10 protein-coding genes are annotated in these 12907 nt (G+C 69.3%); 6 read left to right on the top strand and 4 right to left on the bottom strand.

Annotated elements, in window-relative coordinates; all coding sequences use genetic code 11:
• The first annotated feature begins 10 nt into the window (after window positions 1-10).
• Complete coding sequence (locus ABIC21_RS03175; RefSeq protein ID WP_354348962.1) at window positions 11-1003, top strand: GNAT family N-acetyltransferase; 993 nt, start codon at window positions 11-13, stop codon at window positions 1001-1003.
• Window positions 1004-1033: 30 nt separating this feature from the next.
• Here ABIC21_RS03175 and ABIC21_RS03170 read toward each other — a convergent pair whose 3' ends face one another.
• Both ABIC21_RS03170 and ABIC21_RS03165 read right to left on the bottom strand, forming a co-directional pair.
• Complete coding sequence (locus tag ABIC21_RS03170; protein ID WP_354348961.1) at window positions 1034-1552, bottom strand: DinB family protein; 519 nt, start codon at window positions 1550-1552, stop codon at window positions 1034-1036.
• Window positions 1553-2257: 705 nt separating this feature from the next.
• Window positions 2258-4780 (bottom strand): DNA gyrase/topoisomerase IV subunit A, encoded by a 2523-nt coding sequence (locus ABIC21_RS03165; RefSeq protein ID WP_354348960.1) that lies wholly within the window; start codon window positions 4778-4780, stop codon window positions 2258-2260.
• A gap of 67 nt (window positions 4781-4847) precedes the next feature.
• On the opposite strand from ABIC21_RS03165, the gene ABIC21_RS03160 reads away from it, so the two are divergent.
• The 3 genes from ABIC21_RS03160 to ABIC21_RS03150 all read left to right on the top strand — a co-directional run bounded on the left by ABIC21_RS03160 (window position 4848) and on the right by ABIC21_RS03150 (window position 9613).
• Complete coding sequence (locus ABIC21_RS03160; protein WP_354348959.1) at window positions 4848-7538, top strand: bifunctional acetate--CoA ligase family protein/GNAT family N-acetyltransferase; 2691 nt, start codon at window positions 4848-4850, stop codon at window positions 7536-7538.
• A gap of 100 nt (window positions 7539-7638) precedes the next feature.
• Entirely contained in the window at window positions 7639-8385 is a 747-nt protein-coding gene (locus tag ABIC21_RS03155) for a DUF5998 family protein (protein ID WP_354348958.1), read from the top strand.
• Between the two features lies 1 nt (window position 8386).
• Window positions 8387-9613, top strand: a complete 1227-nt coding sequence (locus ABIC21_RS03150) for an alkaline phosphatase family protein (RefSeq protein WP_354348957.1) — start codon at window positions 8387-8389, stop codon at window positions 9611-9613.
• A 54-nt stretch (window positions 9614-9667) separates the two neighbouring features.
• Here ABIC21_RS03150 and sepH read toward each other — a convergent pair whose 3' ends face one another.
• A complete protein-coding gene (gene sepH / locus ABIC21_RS03145; RefSeq protein ID WP_354348956.1) occupies window positions 9668-11023 on the bottom strand; it encodes a septation protein SepH in 1356 nt (451 codons plus the stop codon).
• Window positions 11024-11380: 357 nt separating this feature from the next.
• Here sepH and ABIC21_RS03140 point away from each other — a divergent pair, with 357 nt between their 5' ends.
• Window positions 11381-11680: a DUF4193 domain-containing protein gene (locus tag ABIC21_RS03140; RefSeq protein WP_354348955.1), complete on the top strand. Its 300-nt coding sequence runs from the start codon at window positions 11381-11383 to the stop codon at window positions 11678-11680.
• A gap of 14 nt (window positions 11681-11694) precedes the next feature.
• On the opposite strand, the gene ABIC21_RS03135 is transcribed toward ABIC21_RS03140, so the two are convergent.
• On the bottom strand, window positions 11695-12180 hold the full coding sequence (locus tag ABIC21_RS03135; protein WP_354348954.1) for a DUF3093 domain-containing protein: 486 nt from the start codon (window positions 12178-12180) through the stop codon (window positions 11695-11697).
• Window positions 12181-12299: 119 nt separating this feature from the next.
• On the opposite strand from ABIC21_RS03135, the gene dut reads away from it, so the two are divergent.
• Window positions 12300-12830 (top strand): dUTP diphosphatase, encoded by a 531-nt coding sequence (gene dut / locus ABIC21_RS03130; protein WP_354348953.1) that lies wholly within the window; start codon window positions 12300-12302, stop codon window positions 12828-12830.
• Window positions 12831-12907: the final 77 nt, after the last annotated feature.

The raw sequence follows: 12907 nt of genomic DNA, 5'->3' as shown, positions 1-12907 counted from the left end.
GCCTGTTGCCATGAACGGATACCCCGACGCCCTGGCCACCCTGGACCCCCGCCTTCAGTGGCGGGCCGCCGGGACCGCGGACCTCGACGACTGGGCGGCGCTCATCGCCCGGACCGCCGCCGTCGAACGGCCCGTCTGGTTTGAGCGCCGCGCCGACCTGGAACAGGTCCTCGAATCGCAGAAGAACCCGGCCGCCGCGAACACGGTTCTCGGCTTTGACCCGCGGGGCGTGGCCCGGGCCTATGGCAGGATCACCAAGAACCCGGACGGGGAGAAGGCGATCGGGTACGGCTGCGTCGATCCCGGGTGGCAGGGACTCGGGATCGGCACCGGATTGCTGGGCTGGATGGAGGCAAGGACCCGGCAGCGTTTTGCCGGGGACGCGGTGCCGGGTTCAACCCCCAGGCTGCGGCTCCACATGGAGCAGCAACACACGCACCAGGCCGCCCTGTTCGGGGACGCCGGCTACCGGATCGTCCGCTACTACAACGAGATGCACCGGCCCCTGGCGGACGGATTTCCCGAGGCGGTGCTGGGCGAAGGGCTGGAAATCGTGGACTTCGGGCCCGTGCTGCACGAGCCCGTGCGGCTCGCGCACAACGAGGCTTTCCGGGACCACTGGGGCAGCGAGCCCCGGGACGAGGAAGCCTGGGGCTTCGTGGTGAACGATCCGCTGGCCCGGCCGGACCTGAGCGCCGTCGTCGTGGAGCAGTCCACCGGGAAGGTGGCGGGCTACCAGCTCGCCAGCCATGACGCCGTCAGCGCGGAGTCGCGGGGCTACAAAGAGGGTTACACAGACCTGCTGGGTGTGCGGCGCGAGTTTCGCGGCCGGGGTGTGGCCCAGGCACTCCTGGCCGATGCGATGCGCCGCTTCGCCGCAGCGGGGATGGACAAGGCCTCGCTCGACGTCGACTCGGAGAACCCCACCGGCGCCCTGGCCCTCTACGCCAAGATGGGCTACGTCGCCGTCAACAGCAGCATGGCCTGGGACAAGGAACTGTAGCTATCCGTCCACACGCTATCCGTCCACGCGCTATCCATCCACATCGTGGAGGTGATGGACGACGTCGTGCAGGAAGTACTGCGAGAAGGTCAGCACCGTGAACTCCGAGCCGTTGCTGCGGATTCCTGTGCGGCCCCACTGGTCCTCCGGGACCCGTCCGAAGGAAGCGGCGATCTGCTCGCCCTCCGTGGTGAGTTCCGCGCTGACCTCGGCCGGGTCTGCGTTGGCGTAGTCCTTCTCGATCGCGGTCACGTCCTGGTCCCAGTCGTCGAACCGGGCGTTCTCCTCGCGGAGCATGAGGTCCAGCCGGTAGTCGAACAGGCTGAAGACGTCCCGGACATGGCAGGCGTATTCCAGCACGGACCACGTGTCCCCGTTCGGGCGTTCGGCGGCGTCCGGACGCCGCAGGGCGGCGCGCCAGCGTGGCAGCATACTGGCCAGCTTTCCGGGCGCGGTGGCCGGGGTGCACGCTGAGACGTCGAAACCGCACTCCGGACAAGGCCGCTGCAGCACCCAGGTCCAGTCCTTGTTGTCCGCGATGATAGGCATGCGAGCAGTCTAAACGCATTCCGGCGCAGCCGAGGGGCCGACCGCGGACTGAGGCCCGCCCACGGGGGCGGGGAAGGTCGGGCTCCAATTCTCCCCTGCGCGGATGATGGGGCAGCAGCAACGTCGCACTGCCCGCTGACATGCGATTCCTCGCGGTCCGCTGAATGCGGGGCTAGGCTTCCCACAAGTGGAACGTGAAGGTTTTTAGCCTTCAGCTCCAGCCGTGGGCCAAGCATCCATCGGGTGTGCACCCTCGAGCGGGGCGTGATTTTGAGCACGCCGAGTTCGCTGCAATTCAGGACCGAAACCATGTCCGTTTGCTCGAAAATCCCTTACCAAACACTCTGGTCTGCAGAGCACGCCCTTACGGCAATACAAAGAAAGTCATCGGCGCGGGGACGAAAGCCGCCCACGGGAGTCTACTTCTGCAGCCCATGCCGCCGGTGGCACCTCACCTCGAAGTCGAAGTCGCAGATACCAAGGTGGGCCGCCACCGTTGCTTCGCCTAGTCCCGGGCTCGTTGGTGAGTCCACTTGCGGCCATTCACCACGAATAGCCGCCACGGCGGGCCGAATAGCGGCCATTTGTGGTGAATGGGTGAGCGTTGGCGGCCATTTGTGGCAAATGGGTGAGCGGCGGGCGTGACGGGTGCGCCCGGGCGTTGGCGGAAAACCCGGTGACCGGGCGCCGTGGCCCCGCAGGAGCCTAGGCTTCCGTCTCGGTCGCCGGCTGCCAGGACATACTCGGACCGATCGCGTCGATGGCCTGGGAGAGCGGGATGCCTGACCCGTCGCGGCGGCCGTGTTCCCCGGGCAGGGAGCGGGCCACCCCGGCCTGGGAGGACGCCTTCGCGGGGCCGTGGCCGGCCCAGGCGAGCAGCAGGGTGTCCTCGCCCTTGAGGAAGCGGTGCGCCCGGACCCCTGCGGTGGCGCGTCCCTTGGCCGGGTATTCAGCGAGGGCGGTGACTTTGGCGGCTCCGGGCGCCGTGCCCGGGAGCGCCCCGTCCGTGCCGGCGATGGTCACCACGACGGCGTCGGCGTCGGCCGGGCTGGCGGCCCCGAAGAACATCACCTGGTCCCCGGCGGCCAGCTTGATGCCGGCCATGCCGCCCGCGGTCCGGCCCTGCGGACGGACCGCCGAGGCCGGGAAGCGCAGCAGCTGCGACTGCCGCGTCACGAAGACGAGGTCGACGTCGTCGGCACCCGCGGGGGCCACACCCACCACAGTGTCCTTGTCCTTGAGCGCAATGACTTCCCAGTCCTCGCGGTTCAGCGGGTAGTCGGGCTGGACGCGCTTGACCACACCCTGGGCCGTGCCGACGGCCAGCACCTCATCCAGCGGCGCGAACGCCACCAGCGATTCGCCCTTGAGCAGGGTGATGAAGTCCTTGGCCGGCACTCCGCCGGCCATGTTCGGGGTGCCCTGGGTCGGCGGCAGCACGGGCATGTCCATGACCTGGAGCCGGAGCATGCGGCCCTGCGAGGTGACGGCGGCAATCTCGCCCCGGGCGGACGTTTTCACCACGGAGGTGAACACATCGTGCCGGGTCCGCGGGCCTGCCTCGGCGAGGCTGTCCTGGTTGGCGGTGCGCGCGATCTGGCCGGAGGCGGTGAGAATCGCCCAGCAGGGGTCGTCCGCGATCTCCAGGGCCAGGGGAGCGGCCTTGCCCTTGGCTCCGGGCGCGGCAGCCAGGGCGGCGGCGACGGTGGGGGAGACGGCCTCGGATTCGAGCAGCACGGTCCGGCGCGGGGTGCCGTATTTCTCGGCGATCTCGGCCAGTTCGGAGGACACGAGGGCACGGAGCCGTTCGCTGGAGCCGAGGATGGCTTCGAGTTCGGCGATCTCCCGGCGCAGCTCGTCCTGCTCCTTCTCGAGTTCGATCCGCGAGTACTTGGTCAGCTGCCGGAGCCGGAGTTCCAGGATGTAGTTGGCCTGGATCTCGGAGAGGTCGTAGATGGACATCAGCCGGGTCCTGGCCGCGGCCGCCTCGTCCGAGGAACGGATGATCTGGATGACCTCGTCGATGTCCACGATCGCGATGAGGAGGCCCTCGACCAGGTGCAGGCGGTCCTTCTTCTTGCCCAGGCGGAAGGCGGTGCGCCGGCGCACCACGGTAATGCGGTGCTCCACATAGACGGTCAGCAGCTGCAGCAGCCCGAGGGTCTGCGGCTGCCCGTCGACGAGGGTGACGTTGTTGATGCCGAAGGAATCCTCCATCGGCGAGTACCGGTAGAGCTGCTGCAGCACGGCGTTGGGGTTGAAGCCGTTCTTCAGCTCGATCACGAGGCGCAGGCCGTGCTTGCGGTCCGTGAGGTCCACGATGTCGCTGATGCCGGTGAGCTTCTTGCCGTTGACGGCGTCCTTGATCTTCTCGATCACCTTTTCCGGCCCCACCATGTACGGCAGTTCCGTGACCACCAGCCCCGTGCGGCGGGCCGAGAGCTGTTCGACCTCCACCTTGGCGCGGGTCTTGAAGGAGCCGCGGCCGGTGGCGTAGGCGTCCCGGATGCCGTCCAGGCCCACGATCCGGCCGCCGGTGGGCAGGTCCGGCCCGGGGACGAACCTCATGATGTCCTCGAGCGTGGCGTCCGGGTGCTCGATCAGGTGCCGGGCCGCGGCGATCACTTCCACCAGGTTGTGCGGGGCCATGTTCGTGGCCATACCGACGGCGATGCCGGTGGCGCCGTTGACCAGCAGGTTCGGGAACGCCGCCGGCAGCACGTCCGGCTGGGTCAGCTGGTTGTCGTAGTTCGGGACGAAGTCGACGACGTCCTCGTCGAGGTGGTCCGTCAGGGTCAGGGCCGCGGCCGCGAGGCGGGCCTCGGTGTACCGCGGGGCCGCCGGGCCGTCGTCGAGCGAGCCGAAGTTGCCATGGCCGTCAATGAGCGGCAGCCGCAGCGAGAAGTCCTGCGCCATGCGCACCATGGCGTCGTAGATCGCCGTGTCACCGTGCGGGTGCAGCTTGCCCATGACCTCGCCCACCACACGGGCGCTCTTGACGTGGCCGCGGTCGGGGCGGAGGCCCATCTCGCTCATCATGTACAGGATGCGCCGCTGCACGGGCTTGAGGCCGTCCCGGGCATCCGGAAGGGCCCGCGAGTAGATCACCGAATAGGCGTACTCGAGGAACGAGCCCTCCATCTCGGAGGTGACGTCGATATCGACGATGTTTTCTACGAAATCCTGGCTGGCTTCCCCTGCCGGGGACGGGGTTTGGCGGCGGGCCATGAGGCTGGTGGGTCCTTCTGAGCGTTGCAGAACGAAAGCTGCGAAAGTTTATGACTAGGCTAAGCCTATGGTGGATCAGCCCGCGGACGGCGTATATCCGGAATATTGGGAAGCCGATGTTGTCCTGCGCGACGGCGGGACGGCGCATCTGCGCCCGATCCACCCTTCCGACGCGGACTCGGTGCAGGCCTTCCACGTGGGCCAGTCGCAGAAGTCCATCTACATGCGGTTCTTCGCGTTCAAGTCCAAACTCTCCGCCAAGGAACTCAAGCGGTTCACCGAGGTGGACTACAAGGACCGGGTGGCCCTCGTCATCACCATCGGCGGGGAAATCATGGGCATCGGCCGCTACGACCGTCTCGATGACCCCGAGGAAGCCGAAGTCGCGTTCAACATCTCCGACGCGCACCAGGGCCGCGGCATCGGGTCCATCCTGCTCGAGCACCTCGCCGCCGCCGCCCGCGAAAACGGGATCCGGAAATTCAGCGCCGAGGTGCTCCCGGAGAACCGCAAGATGCTGATGGTGTTTTCCGACGCCGGCTACGACGTCAAACGCCACTTCGATGACGGGGTGGTCAGCCTCGAGTTCAACATCGACCCCACGGACAAGTCCCGCGCCGTGATGGAATCCCGGGAACACCGCGCCGAGGCCCGCAGCATCCAGGAACTGCTCGCCCCCTCCTCCGTGGCCGTCATCGGGGCCAGCCGCAAATGGGGCACCGTGGGCTACCAGCTGCTGGAGCACATCATCGAAGGCGGCTTCACCGGCCCGGTCTACGCAATCAACCCGGAAGCTTTCGAGCTCGCCGGCATGCTCTCCTTCGCCCGGCTCTCCGAGGTGCCGGGCCCGGTCAAACTCGCGATCATCGCCGTCCCGTACGCCGAGGTCCCCAAGGTTGTGGAGGAATGCGGCGCCGCCGGGGTCAAGGGGATCGTGGTGGCCACCGCCGGGTACGCGGACGACGGCGAACGCGGCCTCGCCCGGCAGCGTGAACTCGTCCGGCAGGCCCGCGCCAACGGCATGCGCGTGATCGGCCCGGCCTCGCTGGGCATCATGAACACCAGCCCGGACGTGTCCCTCAACGCCTCGATGGCGCCCTCGCTCGGCCGCCGCGGCGGCCTGGGCCTGTTCAGCCAGTCGGCGGCGATCGGCGTCTCCCTCTACGCGGCCTCCAGCCGGCGCCGCGTCGGGATCTCCACCTTCCTCTCGGCCGGGAACCGCGCCGACGTCTCCGGCAACGACATGATGCAGTACTGGGAGGACGACGCCGACACGACCGCCGTCGGGCTCTACCTCGAATCGATCGGCAACCCGCGCAAGTTCTCCCGCCTGGCCCGGCGCCTGGCTCGGACCAAACCGGTGATCGTGGCGAAGTCCGACGCGATGGGCCTCGGGCTTCCCCCCGGCCACGCCGTCCGCACCACCCAGGCCCCGCCGGAGGCCCTCGACGCGATGATGCGCCAGGCCGGGGTGATCCGCGTCGAGACCATCGAACAGCTCATGGACGTCGCCCAGATCGTCTCCAGCCAGCCCCTGCCGGCGGGCCCGGGGATCGCTGTCTTCAGCAACTCCCGGGCGCTCGGCAAGGTCGTCGCGGACAGCGCGGCGGCGCAGGGACTCGGTGTGGTGCGGGTTGTCACCGACGTCGACCTGGACGCCGGGATGTCCGTGGCGCTGCCCGCCCTGCGGCACAGCCTGCAGGAAGTCCTCACCGCCGACACGGTCCACGCCGTGGTGGTCGCGCTGCTGCCGGCCCACGGCCTCACCGTCGAAAAGATCGCCGGCGTGCTTGCCGAATGTTCGGTGGCGGCCGGCAAACCCGTGGTGGCGGCGTTCAGCGGTCTGCTGGACCCGTCCATCTATGTCGAGGGAATGGTGGGCGACGAGGCAGGGCCGACGGTCGTCCCCTGCTACTCAAACCCCGGCGCGGCCGTCGCCGCGCTGGGATCCGTGGTCCGCTACGCCCAGTGGCTGAGCCGGGACCATGGCCTCTTTGTGGAACCCGAGGGCTGCGACCCGGACGGCACCCACGACGAGCTGGAACGCCTGCTGGACAAGGTGGGCGGCGAGCAGCTACTCCGGCTGGACGCGGAGACGGCCGCGGGCCTGCTGGCCCGCTACGGCATCCGGGTGGTCCCGTCCGTCGGCTTCGACACCGCCGATGAGGCCGTCGCCGCCGCGGACCGGCTGGGCTGGCCGGTGGCGCTGAAGACCACCGACCCCGCCCTGCGGCACCGGCTGGACCTCGGCGGGGTGCGCCTGGACATCCAGGACGCGGAGTCGCTGCGGAGGAACGTGCTGGAAATGCGCAAGTCGCTGGAGCGCTACGGTTCGCCGTCGCTGGAAGTGCAGACCATGGCGCCGGTGGGGCAGGCCTGCACACTCCGCGCCATCGAGGACCCGCTGCTGGGCCCGGTGGTTTCCTTCGGCCTGGCCGGGGACGCCGTTAACCTGCTCGACGACTGGGCCCACCGGGTGCCGCCGCTGTCCGGCTCGGACCTGCACGACTTCATCCGGGCCCCCCGGGCCTCGCGGAAGCTCTTCGGCTACCAGGGATTGCCGGCCGTGGACGCCCGGGCCCTGGAGGACCTCGCCGCCCGGCTGGCCAGGCTCAAGGACAACCATCCGGAAATCGCCCTCGTCGACTTCAACCCCGTGCTCGCCGGGCCGGAGGGGGCGTCGATCCTTTCGGCGGACGTCCGGATCGGCAACGCCGCCCAGCGCACCGACAGCGCCCGCCGCGCCATGCGCAGCTGACGCGCAGGGAGAGCGGCGGGGAGCCTGCGGCCCGTCGGCGGGGAGCCTCCCTGGCGGCAATGGTTAGCATGTCCCCAGCCGATCTGTGAAAATGGAGACCATGAGCTTTCAGTCTCCGACACCCAAGCCCCAGGCGACCGTCTCCGGACGCCCGGGCGGCGCGAACCATCACGGCCTGCATGATCACAGCGCGCAGGGTCAGAGCCTGGAAGGTGCCCTCCAGCAGGCAGGCTTCTACCCCCGGCTCGTGGCCGACGTCGTCGCCGACGCCCTCGACGGGCGCGACTGCGTGGCCCACCTGGTGCATCTGGAGACACACTTCGACCGCGCCGAGGTCCGCCGCCACATCACCGTGCTGGTCCTGACCGAAGACATGCTGGTCATCACCCACGTGGACGACCAGCAGCTGGATGAGGCGGGGGAGCAGACCGTCGCGCAGGTCTCCACGGAATCCGTTCCCGTCACACAGATCCGCTCCGTGGTGCTCAGCTACGTGTACGCGCAGCCCCAGGAGTACAAGTCCTCGGACCCGGTCCGCGAGCTGACCCTGTCCATCGCCTGGTCCGGCGGCCAGCGCCTCGACATGGGCCCCGCCAGCTGCGGCGACCCTCAGTGCGAGGCCGACCACGGCTACAGCGGGACCATCGCGCAGGAGGACATCGTGATCCGGATCAGCGCCGAAGCCGACGGCCTTCAGGCGGTCCAGGACGCCAAGTTGTTCGCCCGTGCCCTCCGTGCCGTGAACACCGGATCCTCCGCCCCGGTGGCGCACACCGGCCCCGGACTGCCGCCGCGCCCGCGGATGGGCGTCTTCGGAAGCCGCGCCAGCCGCGGCCACCAGCGCTGAGATGACGCCGGTCCGCGTGCCCGAACCGCTGTCCACCGCCCACGCCCTCCCGCAGAGCCTGCCCGCGGCCCCGGCCTTCGGCGACCGCTCCATCGCCGAGGTGCTCACGAGCGCCGCGGCCAGCGTGGGGGTTCCCGGCTTCGAAAACCGCCTGAAACTGCCCCCGGCGAAGCGCATCTGCGTTGTGCTCGCCGACGGGCTGGGCCGCAACCTGCTCAAGCAGAAGTCGGCGCACACGCCGTTCCTGCGCGACGTGATGCAGTCCGGCCAGGGGCAGGTGCCGGTCTCCCTGGACTCGGCGTTCCCGTCCACCACGGCCGCGTCCCTCGCCAGCTTCGGCACCGGCCTCGCGGCCGGACAGCATGGCATGGTGGGCTACGATGTGCTGGACCCGGACCAGGACCGGGTGGTCAACATGCTGGGCGGCTGGGACGCCGACGTCGATCCGGAGCAGTGGCAGCCGTTCCCCACCGTCTTCCAGCGGGCCGCGGAGCACGTGGAGGTCACGACGGTCAGCCTCCCGCAGTTCAGCGACTCCGCCATGACCCGGGCCGCACTCCGGGGCGGCCGCTATGTCACAGCCACCACCTCGCATGCCAGGACCGCGGGCGCCGCCGAGGCGATGGCCGGCGCCGGGCCGTCGCTGATGTACTTCTACGTCAACGAACTGGACAAGGCCGGGCACCGCCACGGCTGCCAGTCGCCGCAGTGGGAACACCAGCTCGAGGAACTCGACGCCACGGTGAATCGGCTCAGCGCCACGCTGCCGGCAGGCACTACCATCCTGCTCACGGCGGACCACGGCATGCTGGACGTGCCGGAATCCCAGCGGATCGACTACGCGGCCGACCCCGCCCTCGTGGCCGGGGTACGCCACACCGCGGGCGAACCGCGCATGGTCCACCTGTACCTGGAGGAATCGGAAGGCGAGTCCGGCCGGGCGCGGCTGCTGGAGGCATGGCGGGCGCGTTTCGGCGACCGGATCTGGGCTTTCACCCGGGAGGAGGCCATCGCCGCGGGGCTCTTCGGCGCGGTGCGGGCCGAGGTCGGGCCGCGGATCGGCGACGTGATGATTGCGGCCAGGGATGCCCTGGCCTTCTATGACACCCGCCGTGTCCGGCCGACGGCCCTTGAAGTCGTCGGCCAGCACGGCTCGCTGACGAAAGCCGAACGCGAAGTCCCGCTCTTGTGTTTCCAGGCCGACGGAAAAAGGGCCCCCCGCGCCTGACTGCGCGTGAAGGGCCCTGCAGCGTGTGGCCGCGCCGTGAATCTGCGGCGGACGCTAGTCCCCGCGGGCTCCGAAGACGATTTCATCCCAGCTGGGAATGCTGGAGCGCTTCGGCTTCGCCGGCTGGCGTTCCGGCTGCTCCGCGTCGCGGTCATCCCGGGCAGCGGCAGGGGTCTCACGCTGCTGGCGCCGCGAGGTTCCGCCGCCCAGCAGTTCGTCCAGCCCCGGGCTGGAGGTGGGGCCCTGCTGCCCGAGGGGACGCAGCTGCGAGGCCGCGATGGTGATTTCCCGGGTGTCGGTGCTGACGCCGTCGTGCAGTTTCAGGGCGTCGTCCGGTTCCTCCTCATGGCGGGGGGCCAGGGTGAGCCGTGACATGATCGAGGGCCTGCCGTCGCGGCGGCGTTCCCAGGGATCGGCGGGCGGGCGGGGCTCAGGGTCCGCGGCGTCCGGTTTCCCGGGTTCGCCCGTCCCGGCCGCAGCAGGTTCCGGCTCGGCCGGCTCCTCGGCAAGTATCTCGGAAGGCCTCGGGTGGGCCGCGGGAACACCGTTGGTCAGCAGCTTGGCGAGGGCGTCGTCGGCGTCCTCGTCCACCCCGAGGCGCTGCCCGCGGCGGGAGCGCAGCATGTCGAGCAGCCCGTCGGATTCCTGTTCCTGCTGCAGCTGCTGCTGCAGCTGGACCACCTGGAGCTGGGCGGTTGCCGTGCGGGCGGCAGCGTCGGCGTCGGTTTCAAAATCAAAGGGCCGGTCCGAGACGGCGGTGAGCCGGCGGGCCGGGACGGGGCCGTCGAGGGGCTCCAGTTCGCTGAGCTGCTGGGCCCAGCGGTTGGCGTTCTGCAGGGATTTCCGGGCGGGGCTGAAGGTCCACATGGCCGGCGGTTCCTCGCCGATGCCGGCAGGGCCGCCGGGCTTCGCCTCGAAGCGAGCCACCACGTTCCAGCTCCCGTCCGGGCGCCGCCAGGAGTCCCACTCCACGGTGGCGGCATCAATGCCGTGCGCGCTGAGCCGGTGGGCCACCATCTCGCCGAGCGAGGCCGGCTGGTCGCCGAACACGGAGCGGTACATGTCGTGGCCGGGGGCGGGGGCGGCGACTTCCACCTTGCGGGCCTGCTGGGCGACGTGCTCGCGCTCGGCAAGTACCGGCCCCTCGTAGCGCTGGACTTTCGCGAGCGGAATTCCGGAGAGCTCCGCCACCTCGGCCGCCGTCGAGCCGCTGCGGATCCGCGCCTGGATATCGCGCGGAGACATGGCAATGGGCGCGGCGACCGCGCCGGAGGCGGCCTTGGCCGACGTCCGGCTGGCTGCCACCCGAAGTGCTTCATCGATTGGCAGCTGGAACATCTCGCCGCCGGTGCCGCTCAACAGGAGATGCTCCCCGTCGTCGTGGACGCCTACAAGCCGTAGATCCTGCATACAAATCCTCCACCCTGGCATTACTAACAATCGAAACTCTGCCACCGATGCGGGCGAATTCCGGTGAGGACGGAGGGCGCGCCGTCATTTTCCGCGAATTTCCGGCATTTTCCGGCACTGCGCCGGGTCAGGTGCCGTCCCGGCCGCGGAGCCGGCTGCCGAGGGTCCGTGCCGCGGACCAGAGGACTCTGGCTTTCACTGGGCGCTTAAGCAAAAATGACCCGACATCGGGCACAAAAACCGCGTGTCCGGCGTTGACACCGGTGAACCGATCCCGGGGGCCCAGGGCTACCGCCCGTGAGGACCCGCCAGGCCCGGCGAACCAACCGAACAACTGCGGAGTGTGAGCGACAAACAATGGCGACAGACTACGATGCGCCGCGCAAGACCGAGGAAGACCTCAGCGAGGACTCCCTTGAGGCGTTGAAAGCGCGGCGTACGGAAAAGCCTTCCGCAGTGGTCGATGAAGACGAATCGGACCTTGCGGAAGGCTACGAACTCCCCGGCGCGGACTTGTCGGGGGAGGAACTGCTGGTCCGGGTCCTGCCGGCCCAGGCCGACGAATTCACCTGTGCCTCCTGTTTCCTCGTCCGCCACCGTTCGCAGATAGCCCGCGAAAAGGACGGCCTCAAGTACTGCAAGGACTGCGAGGGCTAGGGGTTCAGTGAGGGCTAGGAGTTCAGTGCGGCGAGCAGTTTGTCGGGGTGCCGGGTGGACGTCAGCCAGTACGGGGTGCGGTCCGAGGGATCGGTGATCTCGATGCGGACCACCGGATCGATCCAGCCGCGGATGCACAGGAACGCCAGGCCGTTCAGGCGGGTGCCGCGTTCCGCCGTCGCCTCCTGGCCCCGGAACGCGGACGCGGAGCCGACGAAGCGGCGCTCGATTGTGGCGCGGCCGACGCGCAGCGTGGAGCCGGTGACCGTGATGGCGGGGGTCGAGACGACCAGCAGGACAGCGATGATCGTGAACAGGACGACCGCCGCGGTGAGCCCGGCGGCCATGCTGATGGGGGCGAACACCAGGATCCCGGCGCCCGACAGTCCCGCCGACACCAGCCAGATCCAGAAGTTCGGCCAGAGCTTCTCGCTGTACAGAACGGTTGCGTCGCTGGGGGTGCTGTTGGGGGCAGGCACGGCTGCACTGGATTCGGGCATAAGCCCAGCTTTCCACTTTTCCCGGGCTATTTCACCTTGGCGCCGGAAGCGGGGGCGGGGCCCTCGCCCGCCGGCCGCGGCTAGGCCGATGTTCCCGGCGGGCGTTAGAGTGAGGGACTGTGACTGAAGAAACGACTGCAGTGGACGCCGCCGGAGCGGCACAGCCAGAAGCACAGCCGGCGGCAGGGTTCGGGGCCCCCACCCTGACGGTGCAGCTGAAGATGCTCGACGACGGCCTGGAGCCGCCGTCGTACGCGCACCCGGGCGACGCTGGAGCGGACCTGCGCGCCCGCGAGGACGTGGTGCTGGAACCGGGGGAGCGCCGGCTGGTGCCCACCGGTGTGGCCATTGCCCTCCCCGACGGCTTCGTGGCCCTGATCCACCCGCGGTCCGGGCTCGCGACCAAGCACGGACTGACCGTCGTGAACGCCCCCGGCACCGTCGACGCCGGCTACCGCGGAGAAATTTCGGTGACGCTGCTGAATACAGACCGCGACCACGCGATCGAACTCAAGCGCGGCGATAGAATTGCACAAATGGTTATTCAACGCGTGGAGCACGCCCGGTTCCTGCCGGTCCAGGACCTCAACGGCTCGGTTCGCGGCGCCGGAGGCTTCGGATCCACCGGCGGCTTCGGCGCGCCGGTCTGACGGGAAGCCGGCCAGACCGCAGTATTGCAGTGACCTATGAGCAGGACCCATTTACAGGACGTATCAGCCGGCCGCCG

It is taken from the genome of Pseudarthrobacter sp. PvP090 (genome assembly GCF_040547365.1).
GTDB lineage: Bacteria > Actinomycetota > Actinomycetes > Actinomycetales > Micrococcaceae > Arthrobacter.
Note: the sequence above shows the minus strand (reverse complement) of the source record. Positions and strands in the feature narration are given on the sequence as shown.